Here is a 16,068-nt window from a genome sequence, read left to right on the forward strand (position 1 = left end):
ATATGCATATTCTTGTTACCGGTGGTGCGGGTTACATAGGGAGCCACACGTGCCTGGAACTCTTAAAAGCAGGCTACTCAGTCAGCGTGGTTGATAATTTGTGCAACAGTAGCGAAATCGCGCTTCAAAAGGTTGAAGAATTAAGTGGCAAGTCCCTTGATTTTTACAATGTGGATTTGCAGGATATGAAATCTCTCACACAGGTTTTTACCTCCTGCAAAGCTATTGATGCGGTTATTCATTTTGCTGGCCTGAAAGCTGTGGGAGAGTCTGTTGCCAACCCATTGATGTATTATCACAACAACCTTACAAGTACCACAAACCTCTGCAAAGCAATGACTGAACACGAGGTGTTTAGCATTGTTTTCAGTTCTTCTGCAACAGTTTACGGAAACCCGGCCAGTGTCCCTATTTATGAGCATTTCCCGTTATCCTGCACCAACCCCTATGGTCGAACGAAGCTCATGACAGAAGAAATCCTGAGAGATGTACACACAGCTGATCGCAGGTGGAATGTAGCCCTCCTCCGCTACTTTAATCCAGTGGGAGCACACGAAAGCGGGCTGATAGGTGAAGATCCAAACGGTATCCCCAATAACCTTATGCCATATATTGCCCAGGTGGCTGTCGGCAAACTTGCCCAACTTTCAGTGTTTGGAAACGATTATCCTACCAAAGATGGCACAGGAGTAAGAGATTATATACATGTTGTGGACCTGGCGCTTGGTCATTTAAAGGCCATTGAAAAAATCAAGGAGAAACCGGGTGTCGTCACGTATAACCTGGGTACAGGCCGTGGATATTCTGTGCTGGAAATGGTCCGTGCTTTTGAAAGAGCCTGTGGCCACCCCATCCCCTACAAAATTGCTCCTAGACGAGATGGTGACATCGCTGAGTGTTTTGCAGCACCGGACCTTGCCAAAAAAGAACTGGGCTGGCAGGCAGAGCGGACCATTGAAGAGATGTGTGCCGATACCTGGCGCTGGCAGACTGCCAACCCAAACGGATATGCAGGGTAACATAGACCATGGCTGATAAAATGCGTACAAACCGTCTGGTTATAAGTGTAATAGGTGCCCTTCTTGCCTTGGGCTATCTTTTAACCAGTCTGGTTATATATTATAACGGCTCACGCAGTTACCACAGGCAACTGCGTGAGGAGGTCCTTCCCCTGTCAGCCGATTTGGTAAATACAACCATTCAGAAAGCTACCCAAACCCTAATTCATGTATCTGAAAAATTTTCCGAGGATATTGTTCTCAGGGAGCTGCTGTCAAAAGATGACCCCCCCAAGGAAATCAACAATTACATCAGACAGATACAACAAGCATACGACAAGAGCACGATTACCGTTGTTGCTAAAAAATCACAGCGGTATTATTCAGGGAACAAGACAATCAAGGCTGTCAGCTCTGGAATATCTGAGAATCATTGGTTTCACAAAGCCCTTTCTCTGGATCGCCCTTACGAAATACAACTTATACCCAACTCAGATATACACCTCCCGCCACGCATTTCCATAATCCGTAAACTATTCGATCGCAATCAGGTTAGTATTGGTGCTTTGAGGTTTGAAGTGCCCCTCTCAACTCTAGAGAACTGTATTGCAACCGATTCAGGAAAAAATACGGTCGATGTCTACCTTGTTGATATGGAAGGTGAAATTCTTTTTTCGAACAGTAACAACCAATCTACCCTTTCTTCTCCAATACAAGGCATTCAACCGTTATATGCCATGGCCTACACTGATAAAAACAATCACGCCGACATTAGACATAAACATACTATCAACAAGATCCAGGCCCGTGCAGTATATATGGAAAAACTCGATGCCTATGTATTGGTCCGGCAAAGAGAAACTGATGTCGCGCATATGCTGCTACCTGCACTTTTTCAAAACCTCCTGATTTTTCTCACCTTTGGTGGATGTATCGCAGCGTTCTGCGCTTTGAGTCTCAAGCAGTACCAAACAAGACTCGACTCTATGGCAACAACAGATAAGCTCACGCTTCTCACCAATCGACACGCTTTTGAACCTCTTTTTGAACATGCCATACGAGAAGCAGATCGCAACCAGTCTCCGTTAACCATTGCCCTTTTCGACGTGGATCAATTCAAGGAACTCAACGATATCCACGGCCATCTCGCAGGGGATGCTGTATTGATCAGCATAGCTGAATCTATCAGTCGTGCAGTTCGCAGAACAGATTGCCTGTGCCGGTGGGCAGGTGAAGAATTCCTTCTCCTGCTTAATGACTGCAGCCTGCAATCCGGAATGATGCTAGTTGAGAAGATACGTAAGGAAGTGGAAGAAACCACGATTTTTTTTGAAAACGATCCTATTCATGTGCAGGTAAGCATAGGCATAGTGGAAAAACAGAAGAGTGAAGATATGGAGTGGCTTCTTCAAAGAATTGAGCAAGCCGTTTATCAAGCAAAAAATAACGGTAGAAACAGGGTCGAAACCATTTAGCCCGTATTTTCCTTTTTTTACAACTTTAGCCAGTGTCTGTCCATACATGAGGATTTTTGCTCAAGTTTAGGTAAGCGTAGACTCCGAGCATGCGATATATTTTACCGCAGGCATTTTGCAGATATCGAAGTCTTCGCTTGCCTTCGAGGATAACATTTTGAGCATAACGAACAAATTGGACAAAAAGGCCATTCATGGACAGGCGCCAGGCCTATCGGAAGATTGCTATTTTTACCCAGATTAAGGCATTTGCAGGAAATCAAGACAGCGATATAGTTGATATTGCGAGCATTGACTTTCTCCAAACAACACAAATATGAAGGTAAAAAGCTTCCTCCGACAGGCGCCTAGCCAGCTGATAAATACAGGGCTTCGAATGAAGTGAAGCCCCATAACTGTTTTTCAATCTCCTGGTAATAAAGCAGATTGCCTATGCAAAACTGCTTGAAAACTGCAAAATAACTTTACAGCCTCGTTGTACCCGTTAATAACCACTCCCAACTATCAGGCCACTTGCTGTTTTTTTGGCGTAGGTATTCTTTTCATTGCCATTATACTCATAGGTTATCCATTGCCCCTTATCAGTGGCAGCCTGAAGGGCTTCGTAAATTGGCATAGCCTTTTCCTTGAGATCTTGACCTGCCAGACTTGGATGAACCAGCAATGTTCCAGAGGAGTCCATGATAAAAGCATATGGTGTATAAGCATCAGGAGCAAAACTTGCGGCCTCTTTTCCGCCATCAATTGCAGAAACAATTTCATCTACATGATTGGCTATGGACACTTTATCCGCTGCAACTGCCAGTACAGAGAAAAATACCACTGCAACAAAGGAAACTACTGCAACCAAATGTTTCATAATCCCTCCTCCGGTTTTTTTATATCTCGAATCACCCGCCCCATGCAGGTATTCGAAAACTCTGACTCACTCTTGAAGCTGCTCACTTGCAAAAGACACACCGATAGTAATAATTTCTCATACTTTCTTGAACAATTCGACAATTTTGATGCGCATTCGGACAGCCATCTTTTTCGTTAAAAATTGTCCTGAAAAAAATAGTGTCCGAACATCAATTCCTTTTACTCAACAGGGCAGACCGTCGTCTCTTTCAGGAGACAAAAAAACAGAGAGAGGCATACCTTCATGCACCAATACAGCCCTGATACTTGATCAAAGACGCAAGTATTCCGTCGCAAAAAAATGACAACCTGCAACTGATGGACTGTTTTTATTGGCCTAAGAGCCTATCGGAGAATTGCTATTGTTTCAGATTAAGGCATTTACAGAAAATCAAGCATAGCCATATAGTTGATATTGCGAGCATTGATTTTCTGCAAACAACACAAAAATGGGGCCAAAGAGCTTTCTCCGACAGGTTCCCTGTGATCAGGTATCAATGCTGCCCATGATCGGTAACACCTTCGTCTGAATGAATACCAGGATCACTTCGCCGGACAACAAATAAAGGTTGAGATTGAAGGGAATATGACTCTATGGAACACGATTGGGAAACACTTTGAGTATGGAGGTATTTTTTTTCTTTTAATACAACGGAGATATTGGTCTCGGGAAGCAACTGTTCGTGGATCAGCCATCTGTCGGTGTCAACATACCTCCCATGTTTATCAAAAAAAGAGCAGACAACGGTAACAGATGAAATGCTGTGTACGCTATTATTGGACAGATGGAACCGCGCCTCGACCTGGTGGCCGCTGAATTTTTCCAGCACGGCCTCGTTCAAGGTTAATACGGGTCTCTCCTTACCGCCAGACCCCTCTGATGTATTTGCTGTAAACAAACCATGCGGCCCAAGATACGTGCCCAGAAAGGCAATAAAAACGAGAAATAAAAGCAGTGCGATACAACTAATCGCCACATTTGCGTATTTTTTCATGTTCATAACAGGCTCCTCTATGCTAGAGAAAACAATCGTCCACATGATGTGGGAAAGAAAAAGAAACTCAGGATACAATTACCGTTAAAGGAATATGACAGATAGAGAACTACAAGGCAAGGATCGTTTATTTGCAAAAAAGGCGATTACTGAAGATTTTTCCTTTTCAGAGCAGGTTGCTGACGTTTTTGACGATATGCTCAATCGCTCCATCCCTTTTTACGAACAAGTTACTCAGGCAACCGCCGACCTCCTTGAACGGAGACTGAAAGATAACCAGGTCATTTATGACCTCGGCTGCTCAACAGGAGCAACCCTACTAGCGTTAAGTAGACGCTTGGAACACATGAAGGTGCGTTATGTCGGGATGGATAACGCAGTGCCAATGATTGAAAAGGCCACACGAAAAAGTGCTCAATACCAAAAAGAACACCTGCTGTCCTTTGAAGTTGCAGACATCACCAGTGCCCCCTTACCCAATGCAGGAGCTATTATATGCAACTACACCATGCAATTTTTACGGCCTATTACAAGGCAGGATTTCCTCCAAAAACTTTACACAGCACTCCCTGATGGCGGCCTGCTCTTTTTGAGTGAAAAAACCATTTCCCATGCTAAACAACTTAATCGTGAATTCATTTCCATTTATCATCAATTTAAGAAGAAACAGGGATACTCGGAGTTAGAGATAGCTGCAAAAAGGGAAGCACTCGAAAATATTCTTATACCTTTTTCCGTTCAAGAAAATACACATCTCCTTAAAGAGACAGGGTTCAGTGAAGTGGAGCTATTCTTCACCTGGTTCAATTTTTCATCCTGGGTAGCAATTAAATGATATCAATGAACTGTAAAGAGCTTTTTCCAAAAGCCAATCATCATCAATTGAACAATCTCCTCTCAGAAAAAGAAAAATGGATATCCAGACCCAAAAAAGGTTTTTTACGCTACAGAACCCCATTGCAAAATATTGCTCACCTCCGTGCAACGCTGTGCGACTTTGGCAGAGATACGGTTCAGATAGGTTTACGTGAAGATATTAATAATGAAGAGCATGAACTGTTAGTCAAGGCTCTACAAAATCTCATCCCTTGGCGCAAAGGCCCTTTTTCTGTCTTTGGAGTGGAGATTGATTCCGAATGGCGCAGTGATAGGAAATGGAATCGTATAGTTCCTCATTTACCAGACTTACGAGACAAAATTGTGGCCGACATTGGCTGTAACAATGGCTACTACATGTTTCGCATGGCACATCATCTTCCCAAGTTTGTTCTGGGTTTTGAACCATATGTACACCATTACTACACATTTAAAACGCTCAACACTTTTGCGCAACAACCGAACCTGGATGTCGAGCTTCTCGGCATAGAGCACCTTCCACTCTTTCCTGATTGCTTCGATGTCATCTTCTGTATGGGCATACTTTATCATCGTCCCTCTCCCATTGCGGCTCTCGCTGACCTCCGCAATGCATTAGTCGATGGTGGGACGGCAATCATTGAATCGCAAATCATCCCCGGGGACCAATCCCATGCCCTTTTTCCAGAAAACACATATGCAAAAGTACCAGGAACCTGGTTCGTTCCGACAGCTGCGTGTCTTGCTAACTGGATTGCGCGTGTTGGTTTCTCTTCGTCAGAAATGTTTTGTCAACACCCCATGAGTAATTTGGAACAAAGAAAAACCTCCTGGATGATTTTCGAGTCCTATGAAGATTTTATTGACAAGAACAACCCTACGCTTACTATAGAGGGATATCCTGCCCCCTATCGTGTATTTTTTAAGGTAACAAGATAATTCCAAACTACAAACGGCACATTCAGGTATAATCGTGCCTTACTTTTAACCAACACAAATAGGTGACCAAGAATGATTGCAAGCGACTGCACCCTATACCACGGAGGCCTCAAAGGAGCAGAAACTGTATTTGGTGAGCAAGCGGAAAAATATGGCGCAAGTGAAGTTATTTTCTCATTTGAAGGTCATCGCCTGAATCGCGACCGCAATGCTGTAATCCTCTCAGAAGAAGAATTACAGCGTGGTGATATAAGCATGGAAATTGCCTCCAGAATGATGAACAGGACATATTATGAAACGGAAAAAATTCGTAAAGTCCTGCAAACAATCTTTCATATGGTCAACAAAGGTCACCAGATTTTTGTTATCGGCACTATTCTGGATGATAATTCTGTAAAGGGTGGTACAGGCTGGGCTGTAGAACTTGCGAAACTTTTCAATCGTCCTCTGCACGTCTTTGACCAGGGACACTCTAAATGGTTCACCTGGAAAGATGGTTCCTGGCAGGAAGACAGCCCTACAATCGGGTATACAACCTTCGTAGGCTCCGGAACCCGCTATTTGAGTGAAAACGGCCTGGTAGCCATAGAAGAGCTCTTCAGCCGTAGCTTTGGCGAACGTTCATAACCAGCTGTACAGCCCCTCCTGAACACCCAACAGAATATTTCTTCGCCAGGAAGCGGATACTGAAAAATCATCCGCTTCCTGCCTTAACCTTGCAATTGCGTGCTCCTCCGGGTATAAAAATCGAAGATACGATTTTGTTCTTCAGCAGAATCTTTTCTCAATTCAGTAGTATCGGATATTGCATCAATCGACCATCAATTTGGTTCCTGTGTTCACCTTACCAGGGGAACAGAGGTTCCAGGCATTTACCTTGAGAAAAATGCTTATAGATAGACAACTCCATATAATCGTAACCGGCGAATCAGGTCCCGGACGCGCTTTTATCGTCCCCAAAATATTAGTGCAGAAGGTTTTATTTATTTCTCTCGGAGTATTTCTTGTCCTCCTGATAGGAACCATCAGCGGTATCAGTTTTTTTGCATCCGCATACACACTGGAGCATCAACTGGCTCAGTTGCACTCTAAACTGGATAATTCCTCCCAGGTGTGTCTCTCCCAAGAGCAGGAAAGCCAGGCCCAAATCGCAGATATCAAAATCAAGGATGCCTTACTTGAGAAATATAAAAAACAATTGGCCAAGCTGCAGAAAAAACATGATGCCATGCTTGCAAAAAGTGTAAGTCGGCTGGATGAACGTTCAAAAGCCATAGAAACCATCATCGATGCATTGGGCATTGATGTACAGATCGAGGAAGACCCAGAACATAGTGGCGGAATTTTTATTCCCGATAAAGGCCAGCAATTTGGCGACAAGCTTATCCTCCAGACAGATCAATATCTTGATTTCCTCAAATACACTCCGTTGGGAAAACCTATCAATACATCCATCAGCTCAGGATATGGTTCCAGAAACGACCCGTTAAATAAACGGAGAGCATTCCACGAAGGCCTCGATTTCCGAGGCCGGCAAGGTGCCAATGTCTCAGTAACCGCTGATGGTGTGGTCTCCCGTTCTGCTTATTCAAAAGATTTTGGCAACATCATTATTGTGAAGCACAAAAACGGTTATAAAACTCTTTACGCGCACTTACATAAACGGCTTGTAAAAAAAGGAGATAAAGTCCACAGGGGGCAGATCATCGGCCTCGTAGGCAGCACAGGACGCAGCACAGGTGCACATCTGCATTACGAACTTCACCTGAATGGCAAACCTGTTAATCCAATGAAATACGTAAAAATCTCCAAACTTAAATTTTCCATACACTAATACAAGGTAGTCTTAGAAACATGGGTATCTTCAAAAATAAGGAAAACGACTCTCCATCATCTGTCCCTGCCGCCAGTCAACCAAAGGTGTCAGTCAATAAAGAAGTCATATCTTCTGTTATTGCTGAGCAGATGGAAATTACCGGTGAGTTACGCTTTAAAGGGAAAGCTCGAATTGATGGCCAGTTGCATGGTAATCTCCATGGAGAGGCATTGGTTTTAAGCAAATCCGGCCGTGTGGACGGTGATATGATTCTAGAAAGTCTTATCTGCCACGGGAAGGTAACTGGCAACATCACAGCGAAAGTCGTAACTGTTCACAGCAGTGCATGTATCAAAGGAAAACTTATTGCAGAAAGCCTGACCGTGGAACCTGGAGCTCTTCTCAGTGGAGAAATATCAGCTGCAGATAAAGGAGCCAGGACACAGGAAATCCCAGTTTTAAATGCGCCTAAAAGAAGTATTGCGGCCAACGATGAACCAAAGAACAAAAAAAAGGAAGAAGCCGTCTCTGGTGCAAAATAAAGAAGGATTCATGAACTGCTCACAGTGTGTGACTGATCTTTCCGCGATCAGCCTGGTTTACGTATATCCAATACGCTGTACCAGCCTGATTGCGAAAATCTCAGGCACCCTGTAACCCGTTACAAATACGGGGGAGTTTCAAAATTATCCATTTCCCTTATGAGTAGTTAGGTATTAGATACCTCACCATGGGTGAGGTGGAGATATCCATCCCCCTGTTATCTCATACCTGTCAGTAAAAGGCCTTTTTGCAGTCTTGTTTGTTGCTTAGCGGCTTCCGATAGTCGCGTTTTCTTCAAAATTTTACCTCAAAGGTAAACGTAGAAGACTTCGCTAGTTCACTATGTGTTCGGTGCAACGGCCTAAATATTGGGGAGAAATCAGAGTAAATGGTTGCGGTCTGCTTCAGATTACTATATCAGGATTTATTTACCAATGCAGAACTGAGAGAAGATGATATCCAAAACATCATCCGGTGTCGTAATACCAACAATATCCGACAGACAGTCAAGAGAAGCCTGTGCTTCAACTGCCAATAAATCGTATGAGGCATCGGACTGCAAGGCCTCCTGCATACGGAAGGCACCTTCCCTGACCTGTTCAAGCACAGAGAGATGCCTCGTATTCGGGGCACATTCTGCAGCATCCTTATGAGTAGTATCTCCAAGAACTATCCGGTACATAGCCTCCTGCAACACATCTATGCCCAGAGAATTTTTGGCTGAAATAGGGATACACTGCTGAGGGGCAAAGCGTTGCCCAAGAGCAATTAATTGTTCTTCAGCAGCGGAATCCATCTTGTTAAGAAGAATAACATGAGGTATTTCTTGAATAAGTTCATAGAGTTCCGCATCCCTTTGTTCATACTGTTTAGTACCATCAAGCATATAGAGCACAAGGTCTGCCTGGCGCATTTTTGCGAGCGCCCTTTCAATTCCCAATTCTTCAACAACATCTGTATGCGCTCTGATCCCTGCTGTATCAATGAGTCGAACGGGAATCCCTTGAATGGCTATCAATTCTTCTATGGTATCTCTGGTCGTACCTGGGAGATCGGTAACTAAAGCACGTTCTTCTCGTAAAAGCGCATTTAACAGGCTGGACTTTCCCACATTGGGCTGCCCTACGATCACAACGCTAATGCCTTCTCGGTAGATCTTAGCTTGAGATGCAAGTGAAATCAACTTATCAATGGGCTTGAGTATGCTCTTTTCAACCTCTAGCAACATACCTTTGCGGTCAACGAGCTCAACATCATCCTCAGGGAAATCAATAGCTACCTCTAACCGGGCTAAAATGCTTATTAAAGCCGCTCGAACCGGTTCAAGCTCTACGCTCAGTCTCCCCTGCAACTGCTTAACCGCGAGATGGGCGCCTTTTTCGGTACGGGCTTGAAGGAGATCAATCACAGCTTCAGCCTGAGTTAAATCTATGCGGCCAGCTAAAAAAGCTCTCTTGGTGAATTCTCCTGGGTCGGCCGGACGAGCACCAAATTCAAAAATCTGCTGTAAAACAGTCTGTAAAAGCAGATACGATCCATGGCAGTGTAGCTCAACAACATCTTCACGGGTATACGTTGCTGGCTCCTGCATATATACAGCAAGGATTTCATCCAGAATACGTCCATCTCTATTGATGAGCGTTCCGTAATACAACCTGTGGCTATCATACGTGTCAAACGGTAATTTCGGAACAAAAATCCTCTTGAGAATCGGGAGGGCATTGTCGCCGGATATCCGTATGATACCAATCCCGCCTGTGCCAGGGGGAGTTGCTATGGCTGCAATGGTGTCAGTCGTTCGACCGCCTATTCCCATGTTGGCCTCGCTTCTTTTTTCCTGGCCCTCTACGGCTCTTCCCTGGTTTGTAGATCAATACCTTTTTAAACAGGCCATCACCTACGGAACGACTGCGCACGCTTTTATCATCCTGTAACGCAATATGAACAATTCGTCTTTCAGATGGGTTCAATGCAGGTATGGCCTGGGTCTTCCCATCCTCTTTGACCAATGCTGCCAATTTAACAGCTTTCTGTTTTAATTCTTCAGCCCGTTTCTCTCGAAATTCACCGACGTTAACCGCTAACAAAGCTCGATCAGGAAGCTGTCTTGCGATCATTTTTCTTAATAAATACTGTAAGCTGTCAAGTGTTCTTCCATCAGGGCCGATAATATCGGTTTCATATTCACTGGTTATCTGGCATTCAACAGTATTGGTAACAAATTGAACGTCAACTGTACCAGGGCATTGCATATGCCCAAGCAATTGGCTAAGTGTCTCCTGAATAGAGTCCAATACATCCTGGCTGGGCGGCTGAACCTCTACAACCTCCATGGTATTTCTACCATAAGGGGGAACAGGAATGGTTACCTGTTCCACGTCTGTTTCTTCAGGAATTTCATTTCCCTGGTCAGAGTCACTCTTTCCAGAAACAGATGGCTCCTCTGGGAGTTCTGTATTTTCTGGCGCTGACGAAAGAGTTTCCTGCACCTTCTCAATTTCCCCGCTCTGATCATTCTCCGCAGGAAGAGTTTCTTCCACCTTATCGCTGCCAGAAGGTGCTGCTGTATTGCTCGTCTCCTTTACAGGTTCGCTTTCTCCTTCGGAACAGGGTTTTCGTGTAACACGTATATGCGCCTGCTTTTTACACAATCCGAAAATCCCTGCCGATCCTGTTTCAAGTACTTCGATATCCAGTTCATCCTGGGTGGTCTGAAACGTGCTACATGCCTGTTCGATTACATCTGTTATATCTTTACCAAAAAAATCCTTTCCTTTTGTCATAGACATATATCCTTGAGGTGACTCAGGCCTTGTTTTCCCGGTTTATCAGCTGCTGCTGCAAAATAGAAAGAAGGTTGTTTACAAACCAGTATAAAACAAGTCCGGAGGCAAAATTAAGAAACATAACAGTAAAAATAACAGGTAAAAACTGCATTATCTTTGCCTGTGTCGGGTCTGCAGTGGTCGGAGTCATTTTCTGCTGCAGATACATGGATGCCCCCATAAGCAAGGTTAAAACAGGTATTCCATGAAGATATGGAATGTCTACCCCTATCCATAATCTATCGGGCGCTGACAAGTCATTGATCCAAAGCATGAAAGGTGCATGCCGCAGTTCAATAGAGGCCATGAGTACACGGTAAAGGGCAAAGAAGAACGGAATTTGGATAAACATAGGGAGACAACCGCCTAAAGGATTAACCTTATAGGTTTTGTACATGGCCATCATCTCCTGGTTCATTTTGGCAGGATCGTCCTTATATTTTTCCCTGAGTTTTGCCATCTTTGGCTGCAGCTTCTGCATGTTTTTCATGGACTTCATCCCCCGTTGGGTGATGGGCCAGAAAACAGCTTTGATAATCACGGTTACCAGGATAATGGCTACGCCATAATTTTTAAGATAATCGTGAAAGAAGTTCAGTAACCACAGCATCGGCTTGGCTAACATATCAAACCAACCAAAATTCACAGCAGCATCCAACTGATCTCCAGCCTGTTTGAGCACATCCAGTTTTTTGGGTCCCAGATAGAGATCGTATCCGAACTCCTTTTTCTCCTGCCCATTTAGCGTACTCAAACCATGGGAAAGCAATGTTCGCACGCGGTCATCATTTTTCAACAAAGAAACCGATGAAAGATCTCCCTGACGGGGAATTATGGTGGTCATAAAATAGTGATCAACATAACCTGTCCAGGTAATTCCTCCAGGCAGAGTTAGGGGGCCGTCCTGTAATTTTTTGATCTTAGTCTGAATCAATTCTCCGTTATGAAAGGCTGTAGGCCCTGAAAATTGGTAACGACTATTCACATTGGAATGTGAAAAAGGCCTATTCACCATTGATATGGCTGGTGAAATCTGCTGAACAGCATCCCCAGCATTCTCAACCACATAGGAATCATTTATCAAGTACGTATCTGCATGAAAAACCAATGTACGTACGAGACGAATGTTTCCAGGCATTGTGGCTTTCATAACCAAAGTTTTTGATTCCCCAGGCGTCTTCAGGGTCAACTTCTCCATATTTGCCCTAAAAGTTGGAATCACGCCGTTGCCGTTATCCAGCGTGAATACACCTGCTGAATATGCGGGATTATCAGTCACGATCAGTTGCATGGGTCCTGATTGAGGATCAATATCAGTACGGTATTGCTTTAATGCAAAGCTTTTAAAGCCTCCGCCCTGTTCATCAACGACCGCGGTATACAGCGGTGTATCTATGGTTATATCACGCGCCTCGGAGTCCACGGCGACAGTCGGTAATGTGGTATCAGTGGAGGTAGACGCAGCAGATACTTGCGCATCAGCACTTTGTCCCGCCTCTACAACCTGCTCCTGGACAGCTTTACTCTGCTCTTCAAGAGCAGGTTTCACAAAAAAATACTGGTATCCAAAAAGAATAAGAAAAGATATCGCAACGGCCAATATGGCTCTGTGTAAATCCATTGTAGATCCTCTGTGGAGCTGCATAAAGCTATAAGCCTATGACAGATCAACATTGCTCCTTGATTATTTCACGGGGTCATAGCCACCTTTGGAAAACGGGTGACAACGAAGAACACGCCAGATAGCCATTCCCGCACCTCGAAATACACCATATTTCTTGACCGCATCCATGGCATATTGGGAACAGGTAGGACTAAAGCGGCATGTGGGAGGAAAAAGGGGAGAAATACACAACTGGTACCCACGAATAAAAAAAAGACAAAGTTTGACACCCACCTTTCCAGAAGGTACCAAAAAATTTCTCTTTGAAATTTTCCCGGGCTCAGACATATTGCACGCTGGTTCTGTATTTTTACGCATTATCTTTTCTCAGACAACAATAGTACAGAACCCATGGCCGCATACATATCCGCTGTGGTGTTTATGGTGATACCTGGCCGCACAGTGATAATGATATCCGCCTGTTGCGGGAATTCAGCACGATGCAAACGAAACACTTCACGCACCAATCGCTTGATGCGATTCCTCCTCACAGCATTCCCCACTTTTCGCTGTACACTTATCCCCAGGCGACTCTGCGGCAGATTATTTGCCAGATATATTATTGCAAATCCCTCGCCATACAGACGTCGACCAGCCTGGTATACTCTTTTGAACTCCCCGTTTTTCCTAAGCACACAACATTTTGGGAGTCCAAATTGTTTCATAGGGGTTAGACAGCTAACTGTTTACGCCCCCGTGCACGGCGTCTTTTAATCACAGCACGGCCGGCATGTGTTTTCATTCGCACGCGAAATCCATGTGTACGGTGTCGTTTGGTGTTACTTGGCTGAAAAGTTCTCTTACTCATAGCGTGATTCCTTATAAAACTGTGAGAAATTCTTTAAAAGTTCGGCCCGTTACTCTCCCGATTTCTGTCGAATAGTTTGCCCTGCCCCATAAATTCACAGTGTGCAATGTATACAAATGGCGGCAAGGCTGGGAGATATGCCCTTAACTCTGGGCATATCGAGCACCTTTTCGAAACTGCACATAATAATCACAGTACAACCATTCTGTCAAATCATTTCATACGATTGGTGTTTCCATTGCAAAAAATCAACATACATTCTATAATAAAGCTTTGCATTCGGCTCTCTGCTCACACCTGAAGTAGGTTCGTATGCCCTCCATATTTACTCTTTCCAGATATTCAAAGCAAACAAGTATTATATATGACAGAATTTGACGTAGCTGTTATTGGCGCAGGGCATGCCGGATGCGAGGCCGCACTCGCTGCAGCCCGTATGGGGTGCCGGACATTGGTTTGTGTGATTAATGCCGACACAATCGGTGCGATGTCTTGCAACCCTGCAATCGGTGGTCTGGCAAAAGGTCACGTGGTGAGGGAAATCGATGCTCTTGGTGGCGAAATGGCTAAAAACATCGATGCAACAGGTATTCAGTTCAGGCAGCTTAACACCAGCAAAGGTCCTGCGGTGAGAAGTTCCCGGGCTCAAGCTGACCGTTTATTGTACAGGCTTCGCATGAAGACTGTGCTCGAAAACCAGCCAAACCTTCAAATCCGCCAGACAGTTGTAGATGAAATACTGGTCGAAAATGGCAAAATTACAGGCCTGCGCACCTCCCTTGACGAAATCTTCCGTGTACACACAGTGATTGTAACAACAGGTACCTTTCTTAATGGGTTGATACACGTTGGTCTGAAAAATTTTCCTGCCGGTCGTATGGGGGATGTGCCATCCCTCCACTTGGCACAGTGGTTCAGGAAGTACGGGTTTAACGTAGGAAGGATGAAAACAGGTACTGTCCCCAGACTCGACGGCAACACCATTGACTATGGCAAGCTTGAAGCCCAACACTCCGACGACCCGCCAAATCTTTTCTCATTCTCTTCTCAAAAAGGACCGGTATTAGAGCAGAAGCCCTGCTACATAACCTACACCAACGAAAATACACACCGGATTATTCGCGAATCAATTGATCAATCTCCTATGTTCGCCGGAATTATTGAGGGAATTGGAGCACGCTACTGCCCGTCCATCGAGGATAAGGTCATGCGGTTTCCCGAAAAAAGCAGGCACCAGATTTTTCTAGAACCTGAAGGGCTCGATACTGTTGAAGTATACCCAAACGGCATACCAACCAGTCTACCTCTCAGTACGCAGATAGACATGGTACATTCCATACCAGGCCTGGAAAACGCGCGCATAATCAGGCCAGGTTATGCCATAGAGTATGATTACGTTGATCCAAGAGAATTACAGGCTACTCTTGAAACAAAAAAAATCGCCGGTTTATTCCTCGCTGGTCAGATTAACGGCACATCTGGATATGAGGAGGCCGCAGGTCAGGGACTTATTGCCGGTATAAACGCCGCTCAACTCGTTAAAAACAAAGAACCGCTCGTTCTAGATCGATCCCAGGCGTATATTGGCGTACTTATCGACGACCTTATTACGCTCGGCACGAAAGAACCATATCGCCTGTTCACCTCCCGTGCTGAGTATCGCCTTCTACTGCGGGAAGATAATGCAGATATCCGCTTGCGAAAAATTGGCTATGAACTAGGTCTTGTTGACGAATCGACCTGGAACACATTCTGTGAAAAGAAACAGCAAATCGACACAGAAGTTCAACATCTTTATACGACAAGAATAAAGCCATCAGACACAGTCAACACCTTTCTCCAATCCATTCCCTCTGCTCCCATTACCCAAAGCCTTACCTTGGCGGACTTACTACGTCGTCCAGAAATTACCCTCAATACACTGTATAAGTTACTGCAATCCACTCAGACAGAAGACATTTCACGCGCATCTTCTTTTAGCCAGGAAATTGAGCTTCAGGTAAAGTATGCAGGATACATCAAGCGCCAGGAAGAACAGGTAAGCCGTTTCAAAAAACTTGAGCGAATACAAATACCTGACACCATCACATACAAAGGGATGCCTGGACTCTCCAACGAGGTTGTAGAAAAACTGACCACAGTGCAGCCCCGCTCTCTTGGTCAGGCCTCACGTATATCAGGAGTGACTCCGGCGGCAATATCCATTCTTCAGATTCACCTCAAACGAAAAGGACTCGCCTGAGAGTAAACC

The 16,068-nt window shown here is 44.6% G+C and carries 16 protein-coding genes; 8 read left to right on the forward strand and 8 right to left on the reverse strand.

Annotation, left to right across the window (positions count from 1 at the left end; genetic code table 11):
• Window positions 1-2 precede the first annotated feature (2 nt).
• On the forward strand, window positions 3-1,019 hold the full coding sequence (gene galE, locus G493_RS0115505; RefSeq protein ID WP_028581130.1) for a UDP-glucose 4-epimerase GalE: 1,017 nt from the start codon (window positions 3-5) through the stop codon (window positions 1,017-1,019).
• Between the two features lie 8 nt (window positions 1,020-1,027).
• Window positions 1,028-2,473, forward strand: coding sequence for a sensor domain-containing diguanylate cyclase (locus G493_RS32325; protein ID WP_028581131.1), 1,446 nt, complete (start codon window positions 1,028-1,030; stop codon window positions 2,471-2,473).
• A 484-nt stretch (window positions 2,474-2,957) separates the two neighbouring features.
• Here the strand turns inward: G493_RS32325 and G493_RS0115520 are convergent, their stop codons facing one another.
• Window positions 2,958-3,332: a PDC sensor domain-containing protein gene (locus G493_RS0115520; protein ID WP_028581132.1), complete on the reverse strand. Its 375-nt coding sequence runs from the start codon at window positions 3,330-3,332 to the stop codon at window positions 2,958-2,960.
• 535 nt (window positions 3,333-3,867) lie between these two features.
• The gene (locus tag G493_RS0115525; protein WP_028581133.1) at window positions 3,868-4,374 is read right to left on the reverse strand and encodes a hypothetical protein; all 507 of its coding nucleotides are present in this window, start codon (window positions 4,372-4,374) and stop codon (window positions 3,868-3,870) included.
• Between the two features lie 88 nt (window positions 4,375-4,462).
• Here G493_RS0115525 and cmoA point away from each other — a divergent pair, with 88 nt between their 5' ends.
• The 5 genes from cmoA (at window position 4,463) to G493_RS32335 (ending at window position 8,520) form a co-directional block, all read left to right on the forward strand.
• A complete protein-coding gene (gene cmoA, locus G493_RS0115530; protein WP_028581134.1) occupies window positions 4,463-5,203 on the forward strand; it encodes a carboxy-S-adenosyl-L-methionine synthase CmoA in 741 nt (246 codons plus the stop codon).
• Between the two features lie 5 nt (window positions 5,204-5,208).
• Complete coding sequence (cmoB, locus tag G493_RS0115535; protein ID WP_028581135.1) at window positions 5,209-6,162, forward strand: tRNA 5-methoxyuridine(34)/uridine 5-oxyacetic acid(34) synthase CmoB; 954 nt, start codon at window positions 5,209-5,211, stop codon at window positions 6,160-6,162.
• 72 nt (window positions 6,163-6,234) lie between these two features.
• Window positions 6,235-6,789 (forward strand): hypothetical protein, encoded by a 555-nt coding sequence (locus tag G493_RS0115540; protein ID WP_028581136.1) that lies wholly within the window; start codon window positions 6,235-6,237, stop codon window positions 6,787-6,789.
• A gap of 259 nt (window positions 6,790-7,048) precedes the next feature.
• A complete protein-coding gene (locus G493_RS32330) occupies window positions 7,049-7,996 on the forward strand; it encodes a M23 family metallopeptidase (RefSeq protein ID WP_153306544.1) in 948 nt (315 codons plus the stop codon).
• Window positions 7,997-8,016: 20 nt separating this feature from the next.
• Window positions 8,017-8,520, forward strand: coding sequence for a bactofilin family protein (locus tag G493_RS32335; protein WP_051309351.1), 504 nt, complete (start codon window positions 8,017-8,019; stop codon window positions 8,518-8,520).
• 425 nt (window positions 8,521-8,945) lie between these two features.
• Here G493_RS32335 and mnmE read toward each other — a convergent pair whose 3' ends face one another.
• The 6 genes from mnmE to rpmH form a co-directional block, all read right to left on the reverse strand.
• Window positions 8,946-10,337, reverse strand: coding sequence for a tRNA uridine-5-carboxymethylaminomethyl(34) synthesis GTPase MnmE (gene mnmE, locus G493_RS0115555; RefSeq protein WP_028581137.1), 1,392 nt, complete (start codon window positions 10,335-10,337; stop codon window positions 8,946-8,948).
• Window positions 10,312-11,304, reverse strand: a complete 993-nt coding sequence (locus G493_RS0115560; RefSeq protein WP_051309352.1) for a Jag family protein — start codon at window positions 11,302-11,304, stop codon at window positions 10,312-10,314. Before G493_RS0115560 ends, mnmE begins: the two co-directional genes overlap by 26 nt.
• 22 nt (window positions 11,305-11,326) lie before the next feature.
• Window positions 11,327-12,967, reverse strand: a complete 1,641-nt coding sequence (gene yidC, locus G493_RS0115565) for a membrane protein insertase YidC (protein ID WP_028581139.1) — start codon at window positions 12,965-12,967, stop codon at window positions 11,327-11,329.
• Window positions 12,968-13,030: 63 nt separating this feature from the next.
• A complete protein-coding gene (gene yidD / locus G493_RS0115570; protein WP_035274739.1) occupies window positions 13,031-13,243 on the reverse strand; it encodes a membrane protein insertion efficiency factor YidD in 213 nt (70 codons plus the stop codon).
• A gap of 83 nt (window positions 13,244-13,326) precedes the next feature.
• On the reverse strand, window positions 13,327-13,674 hold the full coding sequence (gene rnpA / locus G493_RS0115575) for a ribonuclease P protein component (RefSeq protein WP_028581141.1): 348 nt from the start codon (window positions 13,672-13,674) through the stop codon (window positions 13,327-13,329).
• A gap of 5 nt (window positions 13,675-13,679) precedes the next feature.
• Window positions 13,680-13,817, reverse strand: a complete 138-nt coding sequence (gene rpmH / locus G493_RS33060; protein ID WP_084813609.1) for a 50S ribosomal protein L34 — start codon at window positions 13,815-13,817, stop codon at window positions 13,680-13,682.
• Between the two features lie 364 nt (window positions 13,818-14,181).
• Here rpmH and mnmG point away from each other — a divergent pair, with 364 nt between their 5' ends.
• Window positions 14,182-16,059 (forward strand): tRNA uridine-5-carboxymethylaminomethyl(34) synthesis enzyme MnmG, encoded by a 1,878-nt coding sequence (gene mnmG, locus G493_RS0115580; RefSeq protein WP_028581142.1) that lies wholly within the window; start codon window positions 14,182-14,184, stop codon window positions 16,057-16,059.
• Window positions 16,060-16,068: the final 9 nt, after the last annotated feature.

Source organism: Desulfogranum japonicum DSM 18378 (assembly GCF_000429945.1).
Taxonomy (GTDB): Bacteria; Desulfobacterota; Desulfobulbia; order Desulfobulbales; family Desulfobulbaceae; genus Desulfogranum; species Desulfogranum japonicum.